The sequence below is a fragment of the Winogradskyella algicola genome (assembly GCF_005869935.1).
GTDB lineage: Bacteria > Bacteroidota > Bacteroidia > Flavobacteriales > Flavobacteriaceae > Winogradskyella > Winogradskyella algicola.
On sequence record NZ_SZQF01000003.1, the window covers coordinates 147,395 to 172,253 of the forward strand.

24 protein-coding genes are annotated in these 24,859 nt (G+C 33.3%); 6 read left to right on the plus strand and 18 right to left on the minus strand.

Annotated features, from left to right (window positions below; genetic code table 11):
* Positions 1 to 23 precede the first annotated feature (23 nt).
* From FC091_RS06770 to dnaK, 7 genes are all read right to left on the minus strand, one after another.
* Positions 24 to 1,400, minus strand: coding sequence for a hypothetical protein (locus FC091_RS06770; RefSeq protein WP_138433524.1), 1,377 nt, complete (start codon positions 1,398 to 1,400; stop codon positions 24 to 26).
* Positions 1,400 to 2,704, minus strand: coding sequence for a phenylacetate--CoA ligase family protein (locus FC091_RS06775; RefSeq protein WP_138433525.1), 1,305 nt, complete (start codon positions 2,702 to 2,704; stop codon positions 1,400 to 1,402). Before FC091_RS06775 ends, FC091_RS06770 begins: the two co-directional genes overlap by 1 nt.
* Positions 2,705 to 2,914: 210 nt before the next feature.
* Entirely contained in the window at positions 2,915 to 3,970 is a 1,056-nt protein-coding gene (locus FC091_RS06780; protein ID WP_138433526.1) for a hypothetical protein, read from the minus strand.
* A 2-nt stretch (positions 3,971 to 3,972) separates the two neighbouring features.
* Positions 3,973 to 4,728, minus strand: coding sequence for a hypothetical protein (locus FC091_RS06785; RefSeq protein WP_138433527.1), 756 nt, complete (start codon positions 4,726 to 4,728; stop codon positions 3,973 to 3,975).
* Entirely contained in the window at positions 4,715 to 5,263 is a 549-nt protein-coding gene (locus tag FC091_RS06790; protein ID WP_246035810.1) for an RNA polymerase sigma factor, read from the minus strand. The genes FC091_RS06785 and FC091_RS06790 overlap by 14 nt, the downstream gene beginning before the upstream one ends.
* Positions 5,264 to 5,462: 199 nt before the next feature.
* On the minus strand, positions 5,463 to 6,647 hold the full coding sequence (locus FC091_RS06795) for a T9SS type A sorting domain-containing protein (RefSeq protein ID WP_171032482.1): 1,185 nt from the start codon (positions 6,645 to 6,647) through the stop codon (positions 5,463 to 5,465).
* A gap of 194 nt (positions 6,648 to 6,841) precedes the next feature.
* Positions 6,842 to 8,749, minus strand: coding sequence for a molecular chaperone DnaK (dnaK, locus tag FC091_RS06800; RefSeq protein ID WP_138433530.1), 1,908 nt, complete (start codon positions 8,747 to 8,749; stop codon positions 6,842 to 6,844).
* 176 nt (positions 8,750 to 8,925) lie between these two features.
* Between dnaK and FC091_RS06805 the strand changes: the two genes are divergently transcribed.
* The gene (locus tag FC091_RS06805) at positions 8,926 to 9,429 is read left to right on the plus strand and encodes a hypothetical protein (protein ID WP_138433531.1); all 504 of its coding nucleotides are present in this window, start codon (positions 8,926 to 8,928) and stop codon (positions 9,427 to 9,429) included.
* Between the two features lie 113 nt (positions 9,430 to 9,542).
* Complete coding sequence (locus FC091_RS06810) at positions 9,543 to 10,967, plus strand: L-serine ammonia-lyase (RefSeq protein ID WP_138433532.1); 1,425 nt, start codon at positions 9,543 to 9,545, stop codon at positions 10,965 to 10,967.
* A 167-nt stretch (positions 10,968 to 11,134) separates the two neighbouring features.
* Here FC091_RS06810 and FC091_RS06815 read toward each other — a convergent pair whose 3' ends face one another.
* A complete protein-coding gene (locus tag FC091_RS06815; protein WP_138433533.1) occupies positions 11,135 to 11,590 on the minus strand; it encodes a nuclear transport factor 2 family protein in 456 nt (151 codons plus the stop codon).
* Positions 11,591 to 11,697: 107 nt separating this feature from the next.
* On the opposite strand from FC091_RS06815, the gene panB reads away from it, so the two are divergent.
* The 3 genes from panB to FC091_RS06830 are packed head-to-tail and all read left to right on the plus strand — an operon-like array spanning position 11,698 to position 13,639.
* Positions 11,698 to 12,516, plus strand: coding sequence for a 3-methyl-2-oxobutanoate hydroxymethyltransferase (gene panB / locus FC091_RS06820; protein ID WP_138433534.1), 819 nt, complete (start codon positions 11,698 to 11,700; stop codon positions 12,514 to 12,516).
* A 60-nt stretch (positions 12,517 to 12,576) separates the two neighbouring features.
* The gene (locus FC091_RS06825) at positions 12,577 to 12,933 is read left to right on the plus strand and encodes a four helix bundle protein (protein WP_138433535.1); all 357 of its coding nucleotides are present in this window, start codon (positions 12,577 to 12,579) and stop codon (positions 12,931 to 12,933) included.
* Between the two features lies 1 nt (position 12,934).
* On the plus strand, positions 12,935 to 13,639 hold the full coding sequence (locus FC091_RS06830; protein ID WP_138433536.1) for an RluA family pseudouridine synthase: 705 nt from the start codon (positions 12,935 to 12,937) through the stop codon (positions 13,637 to 13,639).
* Here FC091_RS06830 and FC091_RS06835 read toward each other — a convergent pair.
* From FC091_RS06835 to FC091_RS06870, 8 genes are all read right to left on the minus strand, one after another.
* A complete protein-coding gene (locus tag FC091_RS06835) occupies positions 13,636 to 14,487 on the minus strand; it encodes a sensor histidine kinase (RefSeq protein WP_246035811.1) in 852 nt (283 codons plus the stop codon). The genes FC091_RS06830 and FC091_RS06835 overlap by 4 nt on opposite strands.
* 26 nt (positions 14,488 to 14,513) lie before the next feature.
* Positions 14,514 to 15,230: a hypothetical protein gene (locus tag FC091_RS06840; RefSeq protein WP_138433537.1), complete on the minus strand. Its 717-nt coding sequence runs from the start codon at positions 15,228 to 15,230 to the stop codon at positions 14,514 to 14,516.
* Between the two features lie 5 nt (positions 15,231 to 15,235).
* Positions 15,236 to 15,733: a hypothetical protein gene (locus FC091_RS06845; protein ID WP_138433538.1), complete on the minus strand. Its 498-nt coding sequence runs from the start codon at positions 15,731 to 15,733 to the stop codon at positions 15,236 to 15,238.
* Between the two features lie 87 nt (positions 15,734 to 15,820).
* On the minus strand, positions 15,821 to 16,666 hold the full coding sequence (locus tag FC091_RS06850; RefSeq protein WP_138433539.1) for a 5-oxoprolinase subunit C family protein: 846 nt from the start codon (positions 16,664 to 16,666) through the stop codon (positions 15,821 to 15,823).
* Positions 16,659 to 17,387 carry a 5-oxoprolinase subunit PxpB gene (pxpB, locus tag FC091_RS06855; protein WP_138433540.1) on the minus strand — a complete coding sequence of 243 codons (729 nt, stop codon included), beginning with the start codon at positions 17,385 to 17,387 and terminating at the stop codon, positions 16,659 to 16,661. The genes FC091_RS06850 and pxpB overlap by 8 nt, the downstream gene beginning before the upstream one ends.
* A gap of 6 nt (positions 17,388 to 17,393) precedes the next feature.
* Positions 17,394 to 18,134 (minus strand): 5-oxoprolinase subunit PxpA, encoded by a 741-nt coding sequence (pxpA, locus tag FC091_RS06860; protein ID WP_138433541.1) that lies wholly within the window; start codon positions 18,132 to 18,134, stop codon positions 17,394 to 17,396.
* Positions 18,131 to 19,354 (minus strand): Nramp family divalent metal transporter, encoded by a 1,224-nt coding sequence (locus FC091_RS06865; RefSeq protein ID WP_138433542.1) that lies wholly within the window; start codon positions 19,352 to 19,354, stop codon positions 18,131 to 18,133. Before FC091_RS06865 ends, pxpA begins: the two co-directional genes overlap by 4 nt.
* The gene (locus FC091_RS06870) at positions 19,354 to 20,466 is read right to left on the minus strand and encodes a DUF2891 domain-containing protein (RefSeq protein ID WP_138433543.1); all 1,113 of its coding nucleotides are present in this window, start codon (positions 20,464 to 20,466) and stop codon (positions 19,354 to 19,356) included. The genes FC091_RS06865 and FC091_RS06870 overlap by 1 nt, the downstream gene beginning before the upstream one ends.
* Before the next feature lie 170 nt (positions 20,467 to 20,636).
* Here FC091_RS06870 and FC091_RS06875 point away from each other — a divergent pair, with 170 nt between their 5' ends.
* On the plus strand, positions 20,637 to 22,808 hold the full coding sequence (locus tag FC091_RS06875; RefSeq protein ID WP_138433544.1) for a tetratricopeptide repeat protein: 2,172 nt from the start codon (positions 20,637 to 20,639) through the stop codon (positions 22,806 to 22,808).
* Positions 22,809 to 22,824: 16 nt separating this feature from the next.
* On the opposite strand, the gene FC091_RS06880 is transcribed toward FC091_RS06875, so the two are convergent.
* Both FC091_RS06880 and FC091_RS06885 read right to left on the minus strand, forming a co-directional pair.
* Positions 22,825 to 24,237, minus strand: coding sequence for a hypothetical protein (locus FC091_RS06880; protein ID WP_138433545.1), 1,413 nt, complete (start codon positions 24,235 to 24,237; stop codon positions 22,825 to 22,827).
* Positions 24,234 to 24,677: an RNA polymerase sigma factor gene (locus FC091_RS06885; protein WP_246035812.1), complete on the minus strand. Its 444-nt coding sequence runs from the start codon at positions 24,675 to 24,677 to the stop codon at positions 24,234 to 24,236. Before FC091_RS06885 ends, FC091_RS06880 begins: the two co-directional genes overlap by 4 nt.
* Between the last annotated feature and the right edge of the window lie 182 nt (positions 24,678 to 24,859).

Sequence of the window (24,859 nt, forward strand, 5' to 3'; positions counted from 1 at the left end):
AAATGTATTTATTTGAGCCTCAATTACTCAGACCACTTGTACAAATCAAAATACTCTGAGGTGTACAAAAGTATACTATTTTCAGGGACTGAAGGATTAAAAAAGGGACTTCCTGGACCAGGATACAAATCGTTGTGACCTTTGTTTTGCCTCAATAATAAAACCTCATCATATTTAGAAGTTATAGATTCATCAACCTTTAGATGAGCTTGTCCAACTTTAGTTTTTAGTTGCCAAACTACCCACCAATCAAGACCATGCCTCACCATAACAATCGTCTTATATGGATTCTGAATTTTTGCTTTCATTACAACTAAATCATTGTAAGATTCAACGCTTATGCTATTCTGTTTTGGAAGAATAAGATTATAAGCTATTGATATTCCAATAAATACACATAGCAAAACAACAAACTTTGATTTGTATGATGCTTTTAGGTATGGATACACTAAAATCAAGGCAATTAACTGTGGTATAAACAACATGAGGTTAAAGCGTCTCCATAGTTCAAAACGCAATAATGGAATTGACAACAAAGCAATAAACCACAAAAATATTGTAAACAATTGCTTTTGCCTGGTTTCTACTTTTGAATTTCTAATAGCTAAAAACAACACCAAACCAATTAAAATACTTAAAATAAAACTAGCAATACCAGCAGGATAGAAAGCAATTCGCCATGGTAAACCAAACCACTCTTCAAAAATATTAATCGCGTTAAATGCTCTAAACGGATCTAACCACCAGACAATGGCGAACCCTAAAAATGCTGTTATAAGAATCGGAGCAATAGCTTTTACCTTATATGCCGAAATCAAATATATCACAAGGAAAATAATAGATATCGCAAATACACCAAAATGTGTAAACGCAATCAAGAATAGGACTAAAAGTATAAACAATCCATGTTTTGCTGATTTGTCCTCAAAAAACTTCAGAAATAAGTACATAAAGTACGCAAATCCAACAATTGCATAGGCGTTTTTCATCATCTCTGCGCCTAAATAAAGTGGCGAAAACGAGAATAATGCGAATGCAACGATTATGTATTCAAAAGATTTTGGCAACTCAAATTCAAGATAGTTATTGATTAACTTATATAATGGAATAACCAATAAAGGAATACTAAGTGCACCTAATATTTTAATTCCTAAAATAATAAGATATTCTATAGACTGTGAAGGAAGAAATAAGGTCAAAACCTTTACAAACAATGCATTGATGTAGAATATTAAAGGCATATCATTCATGGCTAAATGACCTTGCTCTAAAATGTTTCTAACCTGTACAGGATAGTAACCTCCATTAATACCTGTGATGATTGATGATTGAAATTCTTGAAACAATCTAAAACCAAAGACAAGCAATCCTAAGATGAAGTAAACGGTTTTCTTACCCATTAACTAATTGAATTGTAATACTCGTTAACAACTTCCCTACGCTTTCCGGAGTTTAATAACGGAATATCATCTACGTAATTAATTGTAATCTCGGCATCTGCACCAAAATAAGACTTATATTCTTCTACTAATTGCTTCTCGTCTACTTTTTTATCAGTATTCAGGTTAACTTCGTATGCTTTTTTATCTTTTTGAACTAGTTGAAATTGTTTGTATTGTCCATATTTACATAATTTAGCAGAAAGATGAGATGGCACCAAATTACCTTTAGTATCGTATAGTAAATCTAAAACTCTACCTGAAATTTCTGTAAAATAAGGTCTATTATTTTCATCTAATTGCATTATACCAACATCTCCTGTATCATATCGAATTAGTGGTGTTGCCCAATTGTATAAATCAGTAATTACAATTCTACCGCGTTGACCATAATCTAATTTTTTATCAGAATTCAAATCAAAAATTTCCACAACATAACTAGAGTCATTAATCTTAAATTTTAAATCTCCTTCTTCTATTTGTTGTGCAATAATACCATTTTCGTTGTTTGAATATCTGGATAGCGGTTGGATACCAAAATATTGTTTTACCGAGTTTCTTGTGTAATCATTTAAAGCTTCAGAGATTGTAATTATTGATTTTGTTTTGAAAGTAATTGGGGTGTACTCTAACTTGTCTAGATACTTACAAATTTTTTCGAAACAAGATGCATAGCCTATAAAACAAACCTCTGAGGATTGTTTGTTTAGCTTTTCGATAAAAGTTTTTATTTCATTATCAGAAAGATTAAAAACACTCAAAGGATACATGTTTTTTAACTGAAAATCTAGTTTTTTCTTCAAACTAAATGTATCTGACCAAATTTTCACATATACCAAAAAGTCACCTAATTGGTAATTAGATTTCGCTGAGAAATAAATATTATCAGCTATATTCTTCTGAATTTTTTCTTTGTTGTGATATACACTAAAAGGCGAACCTGTAGAACCACTTGTAGACACTTTTCTGCATTTTGATACATCATATTTTGAAGATTTAAATTCATCAAAATGATCTCTAATAATGTTTTTATTGATAACCGGAAAACTATCTAATCCATCTAAAGGATTAAGCCCTTTGTAAAAATGTGTTGAAGCTGTTACATGTTGTAACAAGTAGTCTAACGAACTCTTAGCTGAGTTTGAATCTGGCACAGAACTATTGAGTAGTTTCTGAGTGTTATTCAACTCTATTTTAACTGGGTTTCCCTTAATAGAGTCACTGAGCCAAAATATCTTTTGCCTAAGGTTTATACCTCTTTTCATTATGGTTGATTAATAGCTAACAAAACCTAACGCATTAATTATTAGGCTTATGAAACAATTATACTAAAAAGATAGGCTTTCATTGATAATTATAGATAAAGTGAATAAAAAACGCAATCAAATGACTGATTGCGTTATATATACTACATAATTACTGCTTTAAGATGAATGACAGTAACTCTACCCTAACGTCTTAAAGCTATCTCGTTTTTAATTAAAATCAACTCTTAATCCTACTGCAAGATTATTAATATCTACGGGATTATTCTTAAATATTGGATTGATATCATACTTAACAAACACACTAAAGTCTTTGTAACCTATATAGGCACTGAGTCCATACGTAAATTTATTTGTGTTAAAATCATCCCACTGTATTTCTGTTATTCGTTTTCCGTCTTCTTTATATGATATCCATTGTCTGGTTAAAATTCTGTAAGCTGCAAAACCTCCTATTCCCATCCTAAAACCTTCTTGAGAGCGTAAATAGGTTTGATCTGTTTTTTTATCGTACTTAGGTTTTGAAAAATCTAGTTCTAGAAAGAAGGGTATACCTATGTTAAAATAGCTAAGTCGTGTATTTCTGAGATTAAGACCTGAATCTTGAATAGTTGTTTGATCTTGATTAGTAACTAGAATATCGTCATCATTATTAAAAGTAAGGTCTGTCATCATACTCATAAAACCAAATTTTAAATTCCACAAGTTTGTGTCTTCTTTCAATCTGTACTTAAAGGTTGCTCCCACTTCTCCATATCCCAATGGATTGGTATCAAAGCCATCACCATAATAGTCATCATTTCCATTAATAACAGTATTGACTCCTAAGGCGAGAACAAATTGAGATGTCCATCGTTTTTCGATTTTAATACCAGAAACACTGTCTTTATAATAATTAATATTCTCAAAACTCCGTGTAAAAGCATTTCTAGATTCACTATCACTCAACTCTAGTGTTCCGTTAAGTCTATTCTTAACCAGCATCTGCAATCTTTGTTCTTGGGTAGCAATAGCGTTATTTATTCTATCTGCATGGTATGCTGCCAGCTCTTTCTTTTTAGCCTCCGCTTCCGCTTCCGTTATTTCTTTCTTTTTAAGCTTTTTATCAATTTGGGTAATGGCTTTTTTCAAGGCTTTTTTCTCTGCTTTGGAGATAGAGTCTATACTAGAAGCAATGTCAGAGGCTTGTTTTTCAAATATCTCATTTTGAGACCAAATAGTCTGTGAAGATATTAAGGCAAATAATGTGATTATTATATATTTCATCATTACAAATTTTTTAATTCTTGTTTTTCAAAATTTCTGTTTGCAAAGGCTTCCCTTACTTTTTTAATTTCCCTACTGGCTCTATTAAAAATCCCTTTATTCTTTTCATCAAATAATTGGCGTTCTAATTCAATTAAAAGCGCATCAGACTCTACATATTTTTCTGTTGTTTTTTTTAGAGTACCATTAAGCTTTAATGAACTACTATCAGTGGCTGTGGATGCTAGCAAATCCTCTGCTGTGATATAAATAAAGTGTTTAGGTAATTTACGACTTAGTGTATCTGGCTTTTTTACAACATCTCTATTTTCTTCTACAACGACCAGCTTATTATTTTTTTCTTCTCTTGAAATTAAAGGTTCTTCTTTTATTTGAGGCATACTTGTTTTAGCAATAGTTATCGGTAATTCCTCTGATTCTTTTACCACAACAATTTTGTTTGATTCTTCCTCTTTAGTTTGAGTTAATTTGTCCTCAATAATTGTTAGCTGTTCATTAATTGGTTGCTGTGGCTCTTCATTTACTATTTTTTGAATAGGTGCTTCATCATTAAAACTTCCGAACATCATTTTTGCACCCACAAAACACAACATCAAAATTATTGAAGCAGCTACGGCATACGGCAACCAAATCATTCTCTTTTTCTTCTGCTTTGTATTTAAAGCTTCTATTAGGCGCTCTCTGGCACGGTCAGAAGGTGCTATTTCTCGATTGCCAATAATTTCCTTAATTAATTCTTCTGTATTATCGTATTCCATAATTATTTGGCTTTAAATGTGCTAACTGTGCTCTCAATAAAGATTTTGCATGTGCTAATTGGGACTTGGAAGTTCCCACGCTTATTTTGAGTAACTCGGCAATTTCCTTATGCTTATAACCATCTATAACAAATAGGTTAAAAACCGTTTTACATCCTACAGGTAATTTATCAATGGCACTCTGAACGTCTTGCAAAGTTTCATCAAAGTTTTCAACGACTTGAACAGAAAAATGATGATCATAAACTTCTACTACATCGAATTTGTTTTTACGAATACGTAAATACGAAATACATTCCCTAATCATTATTTTTCGTAACCATGCTTCAAAACTTCCCGTAGGTTCGTACTTATTTAAATTTTGAAAGGTTTTCTGAAATCCAATTAACATAGTATCTTCTGCAAACTGTAAGTCTTTTATATACTGTCTGCAAGTACTAAGCATTTTTGGTGCGTATAAATCATAAAGTGCGAGTTGCGCCTTTTGGTTAGACTTCTTAGCCAACCTTATAAGCTCGTTTACACTTTGATTCATAGAAATTAGTTTTGACATCCTTTCGCTTTCTATTAATAAAAACGCTTTTGCTAATAAAAAGGTTGGATGAGTGGGTAAATATTTTTTAATTTAGAATTAAAAATATGATAAACCCAATAAATTATAGGCTATATCACTACAATAAAAAAACGCAACCAATTGAATGATTGCGTTTTAATTTTAAGCTGACTAAATCTATCTACAATTTTACGATTCTTCTAATAAACGACCCTCTATCACTACTAAACTTAACAAATAAAACACCACTATTAATATCAGTTAAGTCTAAAGTGTTTGTTATACTTGAATATTCAATATTCATTTTTTTACCTAAAGTATCGTAAACTTCTATATCTAAACCATCTAATTCACCATCAAAATACAGAATGTTTTGAGTAGGATTGGGATACATATTAATATTTAATAATTCTTCATCTTCAACACTTAAAGGACTATTTATAAAAACCCTACTCTCAGCAAGCGGTGAGAAATTAAAATCCAACAATTCATTCCATATAAAAGTATTGATATTTTGATAGTTATTAGCAACAGTACTATGAACAGTATTTGGTACAATAAAAGAATCTGGTGCTGGTGATTGAAAAATCGCAGCATAAGTGATCATTGCTGCCAAAAAATAAATTGTAGGCCTTCCATGAGGTGCATCATCCTCATATAATTCTGAGATAGGAATTTGATCGTAAGGTGCCTGACTCAAAAGTTTACTAATTATTGGCCCAACAGGAATCATCTTAATGATTTCATTTGGTCGTTCTGCAACTAAAAAATCTTGATATTCTATCCACCAATCATGAAAATCACCCTCAGTATAATCATTATAAGCTTGAAATTCTGAAGCAGATGCAGGAAAACCATTATTTAAAAAGCCTGCCATATCTGGCCAATTTTCATAAATATAGGTCACCATATCTGGGTTTTGGTTATTAACCCAATCCACTATGGTTAATGTTGCGGAAAGTGGTGTTGTATTAGGGTCGTTATAATAAGGCTGATTAGAAGATTGATATTGTATAAAATTACCAGCTGTAATTAGTACCGTATCAAAATTTGCTGCCGAAAAAGGTTCAGTATCAGAATCCCAAGCCGATGCAACACTGTCAAAACCCCATTGTGATATTGGAGGTAAATCATCATGCTGTTGTAAAAAACCGTACTGACCATTAACAGCAATATCTAAATTAGCTTCTTCGGCCAAAAAATGAAGCCAGTGTGGTACAGTGGTTTCATTACTAGGTGTTGGTATTAATGGAGGATCGTGTACAACTAAACTATGACCGAATATAAATACGGTCTTATCCTGCTGTGCATGGAGAAAAAAAGATGTGAAAAAGATTATAGAAATACAGAGTAATGTTCTTTTCATAATAGAATACATGATGGTTATTTGTAGAACAGTTAAATTAATATATTTCCTACTCTGAGTCAAAATTTTATAACAAAAAACGCAATCAAATTAATGATTGCGTTTTTGTTTTATGAGATTCTGAAACTAGTTCAGAATGACAAGTTGTTATTTCACTTCTTCAAAATCTACCCTTCGACTGCGCTCAGGACAGGCTACTTGACTTCTTCGAAGTCTACGTCTTCTACATCGCTAGCTTCATCAGTTGGCTGACCTTGCGATCCTGCATCAGGACCTGCAGCTCCACCTTGCTGTGCTTCAGCTTGTGCTTTGTACATTTCTTCACTTGCAACTTTCCAAGCTTCATTGATTTTCTCTAAAGCTGGTTCTATAACTGCGATATCTTTAGACTCGTAAGCTGTTTTTAATTCCGCTAAAGCATCTTCGATTGGCTTTTTCTTATCATCAGACAATTTATCGCCAAATTCTTCTAATTGCTTTTCAGTTTGGAAAATCATGCCATCTGCCTGATTTAATTTATCTGCAGTTTCTTTTGCTTTAGCATCTGCTTCTGCGTTAGCTTCAGCTTCAGCTTTCATCTTTTGGATTTCTTCTTCAGTTAATCCAGAAGACGCTTCAATTCTAATATCTTGTTTCTTACCAGTAGCTTTATCTTCTGCAGATACTTTAATGATACCATTAGCATCAATATCAAACGTTACTTCAATCTGAGGTGTTCCTCTTCTTGCTGGTGGAATTCCATCTAAGTGGAAACGACCAATTGTTTTGTTGTCTGCTGCCATTGGACGCTCACCTTGTAATACGTGAATCTCTACCGATGGCTGATTGTCTGCTGCAGTTGAGAATACTTGCGATTTCTTAGTTGGAATCGTAGTATTAGCCTCAATCAACTTAGTCATTACATTACCCATAGTTTCGATACCAAGAGATAATGGAGTGACGTCCAATAAAAGAACGTCTTTTACATCACCAGTTAATACACCACCTTGGATACCTGCTCCTAGTGATACTACCTCGTCTGGGTTAACACCTTTACTTGGTGCTTTTCCGAAGAACTTCTCAACGGCTTCTTGTACTGCTGGTATACGTGTAGAACCACCTACTAAAATAACCTCGTCAATATCAGATTTTGATAAACCTGCTGCTTTTAATGCAGTTTCACAAGGCTCTATAGTACGCTTAATTAAATCGTCGATTAACTGCTCAAATTTAGAACGTGTTAATGTACGTACCAAGTGCTTTGGTCCGCTAGCTGTAGCTGTTACGTAAGGTAAGTTAATCTCTGTCTGTGCAGAAGATGACAACTCAATCTTTGCTTTTTCAGCTGCTTCTTTAAGACGTTGTAAAGCCATTGGGTCTTTACGTAAGTCCATATCTTCGTCAGCAATAAACTCTTCTGCTAACCAATCTATAATTCTTTCATCTACATCGTCACCACCTAAGTGTGTATCTCCATCTGTAGATAATACTTCAAATACTCCATCACCTAACTCTAGGATAGAAACATCGTGCGTACCACCACCAAAATCGAATACTACTATTTTTTGGTCTGTAGATTTTTTATCTAAACCATAAGCCAATGCTGCTGCAGTAGGCTCGTTAATAATTCTACGAACTTTCAAACCTGCAATTTCACCAGCTTCTTTTGTTGCTTGTCTTTGCGCATCGTTAAAGTAAGCAGGTACTGTAATAACAGCTTCAGACACATCTTGCCCTAAATAATCTTCAGCGGTTTTCTTCATTTTTTGAAGAATCATAGCTGATAATTCCTGAGGTGTGTATAAACGACCGTCAATGTCTACTCTTGGTGTATCGTTGTCACCTTTTACGACTTTATAAGGTACACGTTCTGCTTCGTTTTTAGACTCAGAATATTTATTACCCATAAAACGCTTAATAGAATAAACCGTTTTTGTAGGGTTAGTTACTGCTTGTCTTTTTGCCGGATCACCAACTTTAATTTCACCACCTTCTACGAAAGCGATAACCGAAGGTGTAGTTCTCTTACCTTCAGCGTTTGGGATTACAACTGGCTCGTTACCTTCCATTACAGAAACGCAAGAGTTTGTTGTTCCTAAATCAATTCCAATAATCTTACTCATAATATTAGTGTATATATTTTTTGTGTATTTAATTTTTAAACTCGTTTACTAACAGTCAATGATTATGCCATGACAAAAAATGTGACATGATGTCAGATTACTTTTATGAAAAGATTTTACAATTACACTTACTTTGGAATACGATTTGATGTATTATTGACAAAAATTTAGTTATTATGAAGCGTATTTTATCCTTAATTACCGTATTTACTTTATTATTTACTGCCTGTGAAGGCGATCCTGGACCTCCTGGACCTCCTGGCTTACCTGGGCAGAATGCAGATCAATATGCTGCTGAAGCTTTTGAAATAGTTCTAGATTTTGAAGCTGAAAACTTTTATGAGTTTATTGAACCTTATGGTTTTCCAGTTGCGCAATCAAGTGTTACTCTAGTTTATATTTCCTGGAGTGTTGAGAATGGCCAAGATATATGGAGACCTCTTCCACAAACTGTAATTTTTGAGGATGGAAATGATTTGGTTTACAACTATGATTTTACCCAAAATGATGTTAGGTTTTTCCTTGAAGGTTCTGACTTAGATGGTTTAGGCCCAGAATGGACGCAAGCGCAAGTTTTTAGAGTCGTAGTTCTACCTACTGTAAATGCTGGTAGAGTAGATTTATCAGATTTAGATGCAGTAATGGAAATGTACGGAATCACTGAATTTGAGCGAAGATAAAATCAAGATTTTTTATAAGATTGAAGCAGCCTAAATAACTTAAATTAAGGCTGCTTTTTTAATATGACATGTCCAACAAAATGTATCTTTGCCAGAATTATTAATTTAATTTTATGGAATGTATTTCTGTTTTCGATATGCTAAAAATTGGTATAGGACCGTCGAGTTCTCACACTTTAGGTCCTTGGCGTGCTGCTGAACGTTGGATTAAAGAACTGAAAGACAAAAATCGTTTTCATAAAGTTGAAAAAATCACCGTAGATCTTTATGGTTCTTTGTCTTTAACAGGAAAAGGCCATGCTACAGATCTCGCTGTTTTGCTTGGTTTAACTGGTGCTGATCCAGAGCGTATTCCTGTTGATACTATAGACATCATTATATCTTCAATTAAAAACACTAACACCTTAATGTTTAACAACGAAAGACCTATTACTTTTGATGTGAATACAGACATTAAGTTCAATCGTAACTTTTTACCATTTCATGCTAATGCTATGTCATTTTCAGCATTAATCAATGGTAGAAATTATAAGTCTACCTACTACTCTATTGGTGGCGGATTTGTGGTACAAGAGGAGCGTAAAGTTTCAAAAGCTAACAAAATCGTCTTTTACTGTACGTTTCCTTATCCTACATCTTATGGAGATGAATTATTAAAATTTTGTCACCAGCTTAATTTACCTATTTCTGGTGTAGTTTTAGAAAATGAAAAGTCCATAAGAGATATTGAAACCATTGATTTTGAATTGCAACGCATTTGGGATACCATGCTAGAGTGCATGTACGTTGGTTGCCATACCGAAGGTACTCTTCCTGGTGGACTTAATGTACGTAGACGTGCATATGATATGCATAAAAATTTGATTGGTGATTTTACTTATGAAAGTCCTCAAGAATGGCTTAAAACCATCAGAAAAACCGAAGTAAAGTTTAGACAAATCCTTAAATGGGTGAGCTGTTTTGCTTTAGCAGTTAATGAAGTTAATGCATCGCTTGGACGTGTGGTTACAGCACCAACAAATGGCAGTGCTGGTGTTATACCTGCTGTATTAATGTACTACATGGTAATTGAAAACCATGATGCCGATTTTGAGCATATTAAAAAATTCTTACTAGTCGCTGGTGAAATTGGTAGCATCTTTAAAAAAGGTGCCACCATAAGTGCTGCAATGGGAGGTTGCCAAGCCGAAATTGGTGTATCATCTGCGATGGCTGCTGGTGCATTATGTGAATTACTTGGCGGAACACCGGAGCAGGTTTTAGTGGCTGCTGAAATTGCTATGGAACATCACCTAGGCCTTACCTGCGATCCTATTGGAGGATTGGTACAAATACCATGTATTGAACGTAATTCTATGGGAGCTATAAAAGCTATCAATGCTGCTGAATTAGCCTTAGAAACAGACCCTAACAACGTGAAAGTACCATTAGATAAAGTGGTCAACACCATGTGGGAAACTGCTAAGGACATGAATACCAAATACAAGGAAACCTCGGAAGGTGGTTTGGCTGTTGGTGTACATTTGAGTGATTGTTAAGAAACCTTAAGCCCATCTAAATCTTCCCTGAGGAAAGACTTCTTTTCTAACTGAACACTTATGAATTTACGACTCATATTTTACAAATTACTGACAATTATGCGTTACTGATAATTATGCGCTAATATATGAGTTCCTTCCCTTTGGGAAGGCTAGGATGGGCTTTTTTATTTACACCCTTCTCTCCGTCTGGTATCTACCAAATAAATAATTTTCCACTCGTCATCTTCCTTTATTAGTTGGAAGGAATTAACACCACAATGACTGAAATTACCATTGTACCAAAATTCGTAAGGTGTCCAAGCATTTGCCATGTTTCCATCTACTTTAATATTGAAATCTAGCAACTTTTCTTTAAATGTATTATCCTTTGGAATACTTGCAATGCTTTTTAAAAACTGACTGTATTTACTCTCTGTTAATATTGATTTTCCTTCCTTATTTACCGAAATAGACTGCAACTTTATATCTCCCTTTGTCATAGTTTTTAAAGCTACAGTATCTTGCTTATGAAAAGCTTCAAAAAAGTGATTTACAGCTGCTTTTACATCTTCAGAATCTGAGTTTTGTGCATAGATGTTAATTGATAAACATAAAGCAATAAGGATGGATATTTTTTTCATCTTGTTATGGTTTTTTCTGAAATTAAATATTTCGTCTGTATTTCTAAGTTCTAATAAACAAAAGTTTAACAAAACTCATTACTTTTACAATTACTAATTTAATCAATATGTCAGTAGCCAAAAAAGAATACAAGAGAATTACTGTGAAAACCTTAGTCGATATGAAGTCTAAAGGTGAAAAAATTTCAATGCTAACCGCTTATGACTACACAATGGCAAAAATTGTAGATGGTGCTGGTGTAGATGTTATTTTAGTTGGTGATTCGGCTAGTAATGTTATGGCAGGTCATGAAACTACGCTTCCAATAACGTTAGACCAGATGATATACCATGCATCTTCTGTAGTACGTGCCATCGACAGAGCATTAGTAGTGGTAGATTTACCTTTTGGAACCTATCAAAGCGACCCTAAAGAAGCACTACGTTCGGCTATTAGAATTATGAAAGAATCTGGAGGACATGCTGTAAAATTAGAAGGCGGGAAAGAAATTAAAGATTCTATAAAACGCATCCTCAATGCTGGTATTCCTGTTATGGGTCATTTAGGTCTTACACCTCAATCCATATATAAATTCGGGACTTACACAGTAAGAGCTAAAGAGGAACAAGAAGCTGAACGCTTAAGAGAAGATGCTAAAATGCTTGAAAAAGCAGGTTGCTTTGCAATTGTATTAGAAAAAATTCCTGCTGCTTTGGCTAAAGAAGTTGCTGAGAGCGTAAGTATTCCGGTCATTGGTATTGGTGCTGGAGATGGTGTTGATGGACAAGTTTTAGTATTGCATGATATGATTGGTATGACTCACGAATTTAATCCTAGGTTTTTGCGTCGATATATGAATCTGTATGAAGACATGACTAATGCTATTGGTCAATATGTTGAAGATGTAAAGCGTCAGGATTTTCCTAATGAGAAAGAGCAGTATTAAATTTAGATTAATTAGATTGTTAGACTAGTTAGATCACTCTTTTTAACTAAATTAATTTATATGGCTCATAAGTTTAAAGAACTTCAAATATGGCAAAGAAGTAGAGCTTTCTGTTCTGTAATCTATAAATTAACATCTGATTTTCCAGAGACAGAAAAATTTGGTTTAGTAAATCAATTAAGGAGAGCCTCTGTTTCTATTCCTTCAAATATTGCAGAAGGCTCATCAAGATCTTCAAATAAAGATTTTATTAGATTCTTAACCATATCAATAGGTTCTGCTTACGAAATAGAAACACAATTATTGATTGCTTATGATTTAAAATTTATCTCAGAACAAGAGTTAAAGCAAGTAATTAATGACTTAAATGAAATTATAAAAATGATTTCAAAATTTAAATCCTCTCTACACATCTAACATGTCTAAAGCATCTAACAGATCTAACAAATCTAACTTACAAGTTCTATATGAAGACAACCACATCATTGTGGTAAACAAACGCGCAGGAGATATAGTACAAGGTGATAAAACAGGAGACAAACCTCTAAGCGATGTTGTAAAGGACTTCATAAAAGACAAATACAATAAACCTGGAAATGTATATTTAGGTGTCGTACACCGTTTAGACAGACCAACCACAGGTATTGTGCTGTTTGCTAAAACCAGTAAAGCCTTACCAAGATTAAACAAATTATTTGCAGAAAAAAAAACCAATAAAACCTATTGGGCTTTGATAAAAAATAAACCACCTAAATCTCAAGACAGGCTTGTTAATTGGCTCAAAAAAAATCCAAAAAACAATAAATCTACTGCCTTTGATACAGAAGTTGAAGGTAGTAAAAAAGCTATTTTAAATTATCGTGTTATTAAAACACTAGACAATTTCTACTTACTTGAGATTGATTTAGAAACGGGAAGACATCACCAAATAAGATGTCAGCTAGCTAAAATTGGTTGTCCTATTAAAGGAGATTTAAAATACGGTTTTCCGAGAAGCAACAAGGATGCTAGTATAAGTTTACATGCAAGAAAACTAGAATTTACACATCCTGTAAAGAAAGAAAAACTCAGTATTGTTGCACCTTTACCAGATGATGCGTTATGGAAAGCTTGTGAGATTTAAACTCTTCGGTAAGGATAGACAATTGTAAGCACAGTACCATTATCTGGTTCTGACTCTAATTTAAAGTCTGCCTCTAAAAGGTAAGCACGTTTTTTCATATTTGTCATTCCAGAACCTTGCTCAGCACTTGCCACATCAAATCCTATTCCATCATCTTTAACCTTAATTTTTAGTTTATCTGTAGCATATTCTAAATAAACTTTTAAGGTATCGGCTTCAGCATATTTCAAGGTGTTGGAAAGGAACTCTTGTACTATTCTGAATAAAATAATCTCATCCTTTTTGTTCTCAAGGACATGATTTTCACCTTTAATATTTAGTGTCGCTTCTATTAATCCAGATTTATTCAAACGATTTATCTCATTTTCTACAATCGCTTTAAAACCTAAATTACGAATCACATCACTATTTAATGATTTTGACAATGCCCTTACCTCTGCTAAGCCTTCTTTTAAAGCATCAGAGGCATTCTCTAATCTAGGCTTAAGGTCTTCTGTTGCGTTACGAGAAACACTATTCATTTGCATAGTTGCAAAGGCCAATAACTGACCTACATTGTCGTGCAACTCTCTGCCGATATTTTTTAAGGTCTCTTCTTGTATCTCTTGCTGTGTTTTTAAAAGCTCTTCATCAAATTGTTTTTGTTGCTCTATGTTTTTTAAAACTAATGCATTTTTTCTTTTTTGATATACCACAAAAAATAAAATTACCAAGCCGCAAATCAAGAGAAGAACAATAATCATATATACAATTAAATTACGTTCTGCTTCTGTGCTTATAACATGCTGACCAGCCTGAATAGCACATTTTACATTGGCAACATTGTTATTAATTAGAAAGTTTTGCATTTTAAATGTATATAATTTTTATATCATTATTCTTTCGATTGGTTTGTTTCTGGTACACAAATCACTAAAGCAATTGATAGCGTGATATAGAGAAAAATATTGAGCAAAAGAAACACTTTCCATTTAAACAGTACGTAGCTCCAATCATCTTGCACAAAATATGCTTCAAAAAAATCCATTGGTATCATAATTAAAACCCAAACAAAAATTATTGAATTGAAATAGAAAAAGATAGATTTATAGAACAGAATAATCCTGTCCGATGTTAGTGTTTCAAAAAAATACACGATAATAGATAATATTACCATCCAAAGACTTGCTATTTTAATAATTCGCTCCTCAGGTCTAAATATATATTCAAATCTAAAAATCAGCGTTAGTAAAATCTGAACCAAATAAAGGTAAAATGCATAAGAAAGAATCTTCTTATACCTTATATTAGTCGTGTTCTTTAGGTTAATATAAAACATAAAAAAAGAAAGCCCTATCCACCAAAATATTGTATACCACCAATAATTTCTTTCTAACAAAGTCCCTTCTATGAGATGAAATAAATCGCTTCTCTTTAATATACTGGGATAGTCACCCAACAGATCAACTAAAAAAGCAAAACATAAAAAGTATATCACATATTTTGCTGGTGTTGCTGAGTATTTTTTAAAACACGCTAAACCAGTAAGTAGAGCTATTAACTCAACAGATTTGGTAAGTAAGGAATAATTCTCTTTTAAGAATTCATCCATAAAAATTATTGTGGATAATTAGCGGCTGGAGGTATACCTGAGTGCCCAATATTTAAACCATCTGCGCCTTTAAGATCATTACTTCCACCGCCTTGAGCTGCTGGTATCATAGAGCCTTCAGATACATTTTCTGATCCTGTTGGCACAAAAAACATAGTCATTAATCCTGGTCCTTCTTTAGTATCTGGATAAGCTCCTGCATAAAGTCTTAAGCCATCTAAGGTATATCCTAAAGAATCTGCTTGTTTTTTTGCATATGCGATATAAGACTCAATCTCTTCTATAGAATACCAAGATGATCTATTATCTGGTGTTTTAATTAAGGAGTCACTAATAATGGTGTGCCTACTGTTGTAAGCCTGGTCTAATGCTTCAATTTCAGATGGAGTAATTAATCCCTTTGGGTTTGCCATTTCTTCTAAATTTTGACTGGTTGATAAATAGTAGTAAGTCGCGGCAATTCCTAAAACCAGACCTACCAATAGCAATAATAGTTTTTTCATAATTGTTGAGGTTTTAATTAATAGTTGTACCTAATATATTGAAATTATGAAACAAACGAAACTATTATTAAATATTTTCCTACAAATTTACTCTTTTAATCTAAAATTTATTGTATTTGCTGAAAAATTTTGAGCTAGAATATTTATGGCGCTTTCAGTTAACTGCAACACTCTTGGATAGCCTCCTGTTGTTTGGCAGTCACGCATTAAAATAATTAAAGTTCCACCAGGTGTTAATTGCACTGTTCCTGGTAAAACAGGCGAACTTAGTATTGGCTCTAAGTTATTATCTAGCACAGGCTCTAACTGATATGCCATGCGACTATTATTCTTTGAAACCGAAAAAACTTTTGAAAACAGTTGTTGCTTTTGATTTTCTGAAAGCATATCAAAATCTAAACCTTTAAAAACATCTAAAACACCTGACTCTAAGTGCGTATCATCATATTTTACTTTAGAGAATGCTGATTCCGTAACATTGAAAGGTTCATATTGAAGACAATCACCTCTGTTAATAATACTCTGGGTTGTAACAGATGGATACATACTTCTACTACCTAAAATAGTTTCGGTTTTAAAACCATTTTTTACAGCCAAATATGTCCTAAAGCCCTTCTCTGCACCTCCAAAATACAATACATCATCCGGTTGGATCTTAATTAATTTATTCTGAAGCACAGCGTCCCTATTTAGTGTTGGATTCATAAAAGCACCTGAAACAGCAATTACGGTTGGTTCTAAAAACTGAAATTTTCCACCAAGCATTGTCATTTCAATAAGCGCAGCATCTTTAGCATTACCTAATAACGCATTTGCAAACTGCGCCGAATACAAATCCATAGCACCAGAAACAGGCACACCCTTATCTCTGTAACCAACTCTCCCAAGATCTTGAACGGTTGAAAAAAATCCTGATTGCAAAATACTAAGCATACAATTCTGGTGTTAGTTGAAATTGATTGTTTTTAATATCCTGTTCTAAGTCTAAAAATTCCGTTTTCGAAATTCCAAAAAACTGAAGCTTGTCACCTGCATTAAAAACACATGGAAGACTACTTTTTGCATTGAAAAAATCAACTGGAGTTTTACCAATAATATGCCATCCGCCAGGACTGTTTTTTGGATAGATTCCAGTTTGTTTTCCACCGATACCAACAGACCCTTTTTTTATATCTAAATTAGGTGTGGATTTTCGGTCTAAATGAAGCTTCTCATCAAGACCACCCAAGTATAAAAATCCAGGCAAAAAACCAATAAAAAAAATAGTGTATATTGCAGAAGAATGAAGCTTTATAACTTCTCCTTTTGAAAGCTGTTTTTCTTTAGAAAAGGCTTCCAAATCTATGCCAAAATCATCATCATAACAGACAGGTATTCGCCATAATCTAGATGATGTATGCTCAATAGTACCTGCTTCAATTTTAAGCGATTTTAATCGTGAAATTTCACTATAGACATCATCAATAGTTGAATCGTAAATTATTAATAATGAATTATATGTATTGATTACTTCAATTACTAATTTAATGTTGTAATTTTGAATTGATTTTTTAAAATTCAATATATCTTTCAATATATTTTCATCCATTACCGCAGGCCATTCTATTAAAATAGAACACTCATTATAACGCGAAAACTTCAACTCGTAACCCATAAAAAACTATTGAATTTTTACATTATATTTTGGTAATTCTTTAATTAAAAATTCCAAAATTTCGAATGCGTTTTTAGTGTCTCCATGCACACAAAATGTTGATGATTTTATCGGCACTTCTACTCCATTAATTGCAGTTACTTTTTCGCGATGAATCATCCCTAAAACATGGTTTAAAATTCTTGAATTTTCATGCAAAATTGCATCCTCTTTTTTACGCGAAACAAGGCTTAAATTCTCTTCATAATTTCGGTCTGCAAAAGCTTCAAAAGTAACGCTGATTTTTTCCTGTTCAGCAAGCTTAGAAATTACAGAATTATAGGGTACATAAAGTTGAATTGGCATAGCAATACTTTTTACAACTTCTATAATTATTCTGGCAGTTTTTTCGTCCTTAGCTGCTAAATTATAAAGCGCACCGTGGGGTTTTATGTGATGCAATTGTGCATTTTCGTTATGCAGAATTTGTTGCAAACTTCGGATTTGCGATTTTAAACTACTGTACAAATCTGCAGCTGAGATATCCATAGCTACTCTTCCAAAGTTCAATACGTCAGGAAATGAAGGATGCGCACCAATCTTCACCTTATGATTTTTTGCTAAACGAACTACTTCAGTCATGATTTTGGCATCACCTGCATGACCACCACAAGCTATGTTACACGATGATAAATAAGGCATCAGCAACGCTTCGTTACCCAAACCTTCACCAACATCGGCATTAATATCTACAGTTTTAAAACTCATACAAGATTAAAAATACTTAGAATTACTTTTAGTCCTAATAAGATAGTGATTACCAAGATAATTAAACCCAAAAAGTTTTGAAATTTTGAGTTTTTATAGACTCCTAAAACTGATATTTTATTCATAACCCACAATAAAAAGCCTGCAATTACAGGCAATAGCAAACCATTAGCAACTTGAGCAAATTTTATAATTTCTATGGATTTAAAGCCTACCGAAGAAAATATAACACCAAGACCTAAGATAAACATCCAAACTGCCCTAAAACGCTTCGATTTTAAGTCTGTTTGCCATCCCAAACAACCACTTGCTACATAAGCTGCAGCCAAGGGCGCTGTAATAGCACTTGTAATGCCAGCTGCAAATAAACCAACCGACAAAAAATATTTGGCATTAACACCAAATAATGACTCTAAAGCCAAAGCCAAATCTGCTGCATTACTTACATCTTTTATATTAATCGCTGCTGCTGAAATAATAATACTCATGGAAACAATACCTCCTAAGACCACAGCCAAAACAGTATCTTTTCTGGCTAATTGAATATCCGATTTCTTGTTCCATTTCGTTTTTGCCAAAGACGCATGCAAAAACAGATTGTAAGGCACTACAGTTGTACCAATAAGCGCTACAATAGTTAATATACCTTCATTAGGGAATTGCGGTATCAGCATATTTTTCACAATACTAGTAACCTCTGGCTTGGTAAGAATTGCAGTTGAAAGAAAAGCTAAACTCATTAAAATAACGAGACTGACTAAAACTTTTTCAAGCACTTTATAAGTTCCTAAGTACAATAATATAAAGGCTAGCAAACCCAATATCCATGGAATAACAGACAATTCTACATTAAACACACTAAAGGTTGTATGCCCTAAAAGTGTTTCTAAACCCAACGCACCGCCACTGATGTTTCCTGCTTCGTAAGCCGCATTACCAACAACAATAGCAGATAATACTAAAACAACACTAAAACCTCTTAAAACAGGACTTTTCACCTCTTCTCTAATGACTTGTGACAATCCTTTTTGCGCAATAATTCCTAATCGTGCTGCCATCTCTTGCAAAACTATAGTTGCAAAAACCGACAATACCATTGCCCAAAGTAAGGCATATCCAAAGTTAACACCTGCTAAAGTACAAACGGTTACCGTTCCTGGACCAATAAATGCAGCAGCTACCAAAGGTCCTGGCCCAATATTTTTGAACCAGTTTTTCATTAGTTACTTACTGAGTTTAGTGCATAAATAGCAAAGCTACCCAACCAATGGCCTCCTTCATAACTATCACCAACAATGCTTGGCAAAGAATAGTTGATGTGTTTATTTGCTAAATTTTCAAGATGATTAAACTCTGGTAAATCCTTCGCAATGTAATTTAGACTCCATGCTCTTGAAAAATTCACTCCATCGAGATGCACCAATTTACCATCGGTTCTATCTGACACTTTACCAACGTCGATATCAAAATCTTCATTATTTAATTCTGGAAGAAAATCATTAATCCATGATAAAAATTCTTCTTTTGGCAGTATGCGCTTCATTAATGCAGCTTCTTCTAGACAAGGTGATAAAAAATCGAAACCACTCGGCTCCCATTCTAACGGACAATCTTGATCGTCTGAATAAAATTCTTTTGCTCTGGTTTCAATCAACGTTTGTAATTGTGCATTCTCAGTAACCAAAGCATAATCGTAAGCAAAACTCAACCCAAAAGCAGTATTAGGATGCTCTCCTACTCTAATTGGATAATTTAGCTTTGGAAGAAATTCTAGATAACGCTCAATGATTAAATCGGTTAAAGGTTGAAGATTTTCTTCTAAGGTTTTAGCTTCAGCATGATTCCAAATATGCAATTCTTCAGCCAACTTTAGCAACCAAGCCCAACCATAAGTACGCTCGTAAGATGTATTGTATTTTCCTTTAAAATATAAAACCTCTTGCGTTATATTTTCTTTTGAAATGTTAGCTAATAATTTTTGAATAATGTCTTCGCGATTATTCAACTCCGGAAATTCTTTCAACAGTTTTACCAAACTCCAATGGCCATGTACAGCCGAATGCCAATCGAAACAGCCATAAAAAGCAGGATGCAATTCTTGTGGAGATTTTAAATCTTCATTACCTCCTAAAACCTGTCCTAGCTTGTTAGGATATTCGGTATTGATGCAATGAATTGGTAATGTTGCTAAGCGATTCGCCTGCTCTAGGTTTAACATAGGAACCTCAACGATTTTTACTTTTTCTTCAATTGTATTTTTTTTAGATGTGTCTTCAGAATTCTGACAATTGACTAACAGAAGAAGCACTAATAGAAGTTTAAAATATTTCATAATAGTATCTGTGTATAAATACTTTTAAAGGTATTTGATAGCTTAGTAAAAATACATTAAAAAGTAGTTTTACATAACTTTTGGCCGATTACTCTTGATATACTCACAATACTGTTTATCTTTAATGAAGAATTTTGCATTGTATTTTCAAAAAAAGCTATTAGAAAAATATGACTCCTGAAGCCAAAAAGAAATGGATTAATACACTGAAATTCTTTGCAGCCTATTTGGTTGCGGCATGGACCTTTCTTCAGTTTGTGGACTGGGTTTTAAACCGTTACAACATATCGCCACATTGGGTAGATATTTTATTGTGGTTTTTTATTGGCATTAGCCCATCGTTACTCATCTATTTTTATCACCAAGAGCGTTTGGGTAAAAGAATCGTAAAACTGAGAGAAAAAATTCTTATTCCGCTTAATTTTATTCTACTCTTCATAGGCCTTTATTTTGGGTTTGGCAATAGTGATCTAGGTGCAACGACAAAAGAAATTAATTACACTGATGAGCAAGGTGTGGCACAAAGTAAAACGATAACCAAAGAAGAATTTAGAATTGGCGTACCTATTTATGGATTTAAAAATCTAAGTAATGACAAATCTCTAGATTGGATGCAATATGGTATTGGAAGGCTCTTAGAAGAAGACTTAAGTCAGAATAAAAGCTTAAGTCCAGATTTTTCTTTCTATACAGATACTTCTACAAAAATTGAAGAGTCAACTATTTTTAATGATTTTTATATTGATGGTAACTTTAAAAAAGAAGGAGAAAACTACAGTATTACTGCTTACAAGCGAAAAGCAAACAACGGAAAAGTATTAAAGAAAAACACTTTTACAGGCAAGGATCTTTTACCTCTTATTGATGAAGTCTCTTTGTTTGTAATAGAAAATTCTGGCTTTGTTGAGAGCAAAGAATTACGGTATCTTGACTATCCTATCAATGAATTTATGAGCGACTCTTTAGAAGCTATTAGAGAGTTTATTGAAGGTAACTACAATAAAGCCGTAGCTATAGACAAAAGGTTTGCACTGGCTTATTTAGAATACGCAAAACGCTCATTGCGCGTCAGTAGAGGGAAACTAGAAGTACAAGACTTAGCAGACAAAGCCTTTGAATATAGAACACAGTTGCCTTTACAGAAGCAGCTTGAAGTTTACATACAACGAAATTTAGCTTATGAAAATTTTGATGAAGCTACAGAACAGGTAAAATTACAATTAGAGGTTGATCCACATAACGAATTTTACAATGATGTACTTTTTAGCATTTACGGTGAAACAAAACAAACTGACAAGTTTTACGAATCTTCTTTTAAATTATTTGATATTGACCAAAATCCTGATACAGGCACCAACCTTGCCTTAGCTGCGCTAGTAAACGGTAATGACGAAATGCTAATTGAAGAGATCAAAAAATATGAACTTTTAAGCCCGAATCTGAAAATTTTTAGGCTTCAACCATTAATTTTTAAAGGTAACATCAAAAAAGCAGAAAAACTTTTAGAGGACATAAAAGCACTTTATCCTTACACAAAATACAGAGCTCAGGCTTACGATACTGCCATTGCCTACCTTAAGAAAAAAGGCTATGATATCTCTAGACTAAAAAAGTTTGAAGGTACTTACAGGGCAAGCTTTAACGAGCAAGAACAAATATATTGGATAGAAAACAACCGACTTATACAGTACGTTAAAAACCAAACTATGCAAGCATTTTTTCCTGCAGGGGAAAACTCTGCTGTGTCAGGGTTTTTAAATGATGGTGTAAAAAAATGCGACCTCATACTAAGCGATTCGGGCAAACCTATTGGTCTTGATTACAATCAAATTAATTACAACAACACAAACTCTTATTGGTATTGGAAAGAAGATGAGTCAATACGAAATGCACACAGAGCATTCGATGAGGGAGACTTTGAAAATGCTTTAAAACTTTACGAAAAAGCACAAGTAGAAAACCCAAAACATGGTTATATACCCAATATAATTTCCTATTTAAAGTACATTAAAGACAACGATAAAGCTACCATTTTAAAGCAAAATGAAGCGTTTTCTGGTGATTATGGCCCAAGGAAATTTTGGATAGAAGATGGTAAGTTTTATTACAAACGAAAAGACAACAAAACTGAACTGGCCAAAGTAGAATTACTCCCAATTTCAGAAAATCACTATATGGATCTAACCCGTTTGGGCACTATTATGGCATTTGAAAAAGACCCTTCTGGCAAAATGGCTTCAAAGAGCTACAGCTTTATTATCGGGAAAGAGTTAAAGTTTGAATGGGTTCACAACTATGGTAACAATGCCAATGTCACTAATTATTTTCTAAAGAACGATTAGGCTAATTCATGCTTTTTTAAAGTTTGAATTGTAGCCCAAATAGAATCCTTAGCTGTGTGTTTTTAAAATTTTGAGCGTTATTATCAATAGGTTTTTCGAAATAGTTATAGCTTGGCTCTAAAAACAGCACAGTCTTTTTGGTTAAATAATAAGAAAAATTGGTACTTAAAGTAGCCCCAAAAATAGTATGGTCAACACCTATATTTTCACCTATTTCTTCACCATTGAGGTAAGCCTTATTGTCGGAGATAAAATTAACATTACCTCCAAACCCAATTAATAGATCATATTTTTCCTTAGCAAGTAGCTTATAAAAAACCTCTAAAGGAACCTGTACATAATCGAGCTGTTGCTGCAACGTTCCATTCTCACTAAATTCATTAAATGATGCATCATTGCTAGCTAACTCTGTTGAACCAAAGAACACTAAAGACTCATCACTTACAATGGTCTGACCTTCATTAGACGATAGCGACCCGTCAGCTGTTGCATAAGCAATATTATTTACTTGCTGACCTAAATTATTCCTTCCGACACCTGTCTTTATCTGCACCTTATCTGATATTGAATAACCCACTTTAAAAGCATATACAAAATCATTCTGAGGACTCGTGTTTACAGATGTTTGCTGAAAAGATGCATCTGAGGTAGTATTAGATAATCCTCCTAAAATTTCTACTGACCATTTATTGTTATTCGCAACATTAGTATCTACAGAATCATTTTCATGACTACGCTCTGCCATTAACTCTTCGTACAAATCTAGTTTTACATCTGTTTTATCAGTTGTAATAGAATCTATTCCAGCAATCGCAGTCTCTTTATTTTTTTCTATTAAACTTTCATTTTTCTTTAATAAATTAGGAATGAGCTCACTATTTTTATCCTGCACAGATTTAATATTATCTCTGCTTTTATCATCAATAGTTTCAGCTATTTTACTATTGCTTTTTACGCTTTCTTTAAGTTGTGTTTTATTCAGTTTATTGTCTTCATTTTTATTTTTTGCATGTTGTGAAGTCTCACTATTTGCAAATTGGTTATAGTTTGGCTGTTGTAAAGTATTATTAGTAGTTTTTATTTTTTCTTCAATAGAGTCTTTACTGGTTTTACTAGTAACAATTTCATCATTAATTATATCAGGTTTATGTGTTACATTATCTGTTTCATCATTTGGTTGCTTTGTGTTTGAAATTTCTTTAACAGGTTCATTAATCGGTATATTAATACCATCATTTCCTGGCTTATAAAATGTATATGCTAACATTAACATCAAAATTGCTGCCGCTGAGCCCCAAAGCCAAAAGGCTCCTCTGCGTTTCTTTTTAGGGTGTAACCTAGCTTCTATATTATCCCACAGCTCTTTTGGAGGTTCCTGAGTGAAGGACTTTAGTTCGCTGTATATCTCTTCAATATTATCCTTCTTCATGATACTTTTTTACTTGTTTCCTCATTTATTTTTAATCGCAACAGATTTTTTGCTCTGCTTAATAATGACTTTGACGTACCTTCCGCAATATTTAATTTTTCAGATATTTCCTTATGGCTATAACCTTCAAAAACAAATAGATTAAAAATCATTCTATAATTATCTGGCAACTGCTTTATATGCTTTATTAATTCGTTTTGCGTTATTGAAATTCTGTTATTCTCACTTGTATTATCATAATTATCTTCAATTTGAATTTCAGTATTTACAGCAATATGTAATTGACGTTGCTTCTTACGCAAAACCTCTAAAGCTTCGTTTACAAAAATGCGTTTTGCCCAACCTTCAAAACTTCCCTTAAATTTATATTGATCTATCTTTTGAAAAAGCGTTATAAACGCATCCTGAAAAACATCATCTGCTTCGGTTTTATTCTTCATATATTTTAGACAAATACCGTACAATACAGGTGAAAGCAGCGTGTATAATTCGCGCTGCCCTTCCCTATCTTTCTCAATACATTTTTGTACGAGTATACGAAGTTTATTATCCAAGTTGGTATTAATCTAGATGTTTACTATACGTAATAAATTTATTAATATTTACTATTAAACAATCAATA

Excerpts from the sequence above, each read along its gene's own strand:
- FC091_RS06770 (WP_138433524.1), bottom strand. The coding sequence starts at position 1,400 with ATGGGTAAGAAAACCGTTTACTTCATCTTAGGATTGCTTGTCTTTGGT.
- FC091_RS06775 (WP_138433525.1), bottom strand. The coding sequence starts at position 2,704 with ATGAAAAGAGGTATAAACCTTAGGCAAAAGATATTTTGGCTCAGTGAC.
- FC091_RS06780 (WP_138433526.1), bottom strand. The coding sequence starts at position 3,970 with ATGAAATATATAATAATCACATTATTTGCCTTAATATCTTCACAGACT.
- FC091_RS06785 (WP_138433527.1), bottom strand. The coding sequence starts at position 4,728 with ATGGAATACGATAATACAGAAGAATTAATTAAGGAAATTATTGGCAAT.
- FC091_RS06790 (WP_246035810.1), bottom strand. The coding sequence starts at position 5,263 with ATGAATCAAAGTGTAAACGAGCTTATAAGGTTGGCTAAGAAGTCTAAC.
- FC091_RS06795 (WP_171032482.1), bottom strand. The coding sequence starts at position 6,647 with ATGAAAAGAACATTACTCTGTATTTCTATAATCTTTTTCACATCTTTT.
- dnaK (WP_138433530.1), bottom strand. The coding sequence starts at position 8,749 with ATGAGTAAGATTATTGGAATTGATTTAGGAACAACAAACTCTTGCGTT.
- FC091_RS06805 (WP_138433531.1), top strand. The coding sequence starts at position 8,926 with ATGAAGCGTATTTTATCCTTAATTACCGTATTTACTTTATTATTTACT.
- FC091_RS06810 (WP_138433532.1), top strand. The coding sequence starts at position 9,543 with ATGGAATGTATTTCTGTTTTCGATATGCTAAAAATTGGTATAGGACCG.
- FC091_RS06815 (WP_138433533.1), bottom strand. The coding sequence starts at position 11,590 with ATGAAAAAAATATCCATCCTTATTGCTTTATGTTTATCAATTAACATC.
- panB (WP_138433534.1), top strand. The coding sequence starts at position 11,698 with ATGTCAGTAGCCAAAAAAGAATACAAGAGAATTACTGTGAAAACCTTA.
- FC091_RS06825 (WP_138433535.1), top strand. The coding sequence starts at position 12,577 with ATGGCTCATAAGTTTAAAGAACTTCAAATATGGCAAAGAAGTAGAGCT.
- FC091_RS06830 (WP_138433536.1), top strand. The coding sequence starts at position 12,935 with ATGTCTAAAGCATCTAACAGATCTAACAAATCTAACTTACAAGTTCTA.
- FC091_RS06835 (WP_246035811.1), bottom strand. The coding sequence starts at position 14,487 with ATGCAAAACTTTCTAATTAATAACAATGTTGCCAATGTAAAATGTGCT.
- FC091_RS06840 (WP_138433537.1), bottom strand. The coding sequence starts at position 15,230 with ATGGATGAATTCTTAAAAGAGAATTATTCCTTACTTACCAAATCTGTT.
- FC091_RS06845 (WP_138433538.1), bottom strand. The coding sequence starts at position 15,733 with ATGAAAAAACTATTATTGCTATTGGTAGGTCTGGTTTTAGGAATTGCC.
- FC091_RS06850 (WP_138433539.1), bottom strand. The coding sequence starts at position 16,666 with ATGCTTAGTATTTTGCAATCAGGATTTTTTTCAACCGTTCAAGATCTT.
- pxpB (WP_138433540.1), bottom strand. The coding sequence starts at position 17,387 with ATGGGTTACGAGTTGAAGTTTTCGCGTTATAATGAGTGTTCTATTTTA.
- pxpA (WP_138433541.1), bottom strand. The coding sequence starts at position 18,134 with ATGAGTTTTAAAACTGTAGATATTAATGCCGATGTTGGTGAAGGTTTG.
- FC091_RS06865 (WP_138433542.1), bottom strand. The coding sequence starts at position 19,354 with ATGAAAAACTGGTTCAAAAATATTGGGCCAGGACCTTTGGTAGCTGCT.
- FC091_RS06870 (WP_138433543.1), bottom strand. The coding sequence starts at position 20,466 with ATGAAATATTTTAAACTTCTATTAGTGCTTCTTCTGTTAGTCAATTGT.
- FC091_RS06875 (WP_138433544.1), top strand. The coding sequence starts at position 20,637 with ATGACTCCTGAAGCCAAAAAGAAATGGATTAATACACTGAAATTCTTT.
- FC091_RS06880 (WP_138433545.1), bottom strand. The coding sequence starts at position 24,237 with ATGAAGAAGGATAATATTGAAGAGATATACAGCGAACTAAAGTCCTTC.
- FC091_RS06885 (WP_246035812.1), bottom strand. The coding sequence starts at position 24,677 with ATGAAGAATAAAACCGAAGCAGATGATGTTTTTCAGGATGCGTTTATA.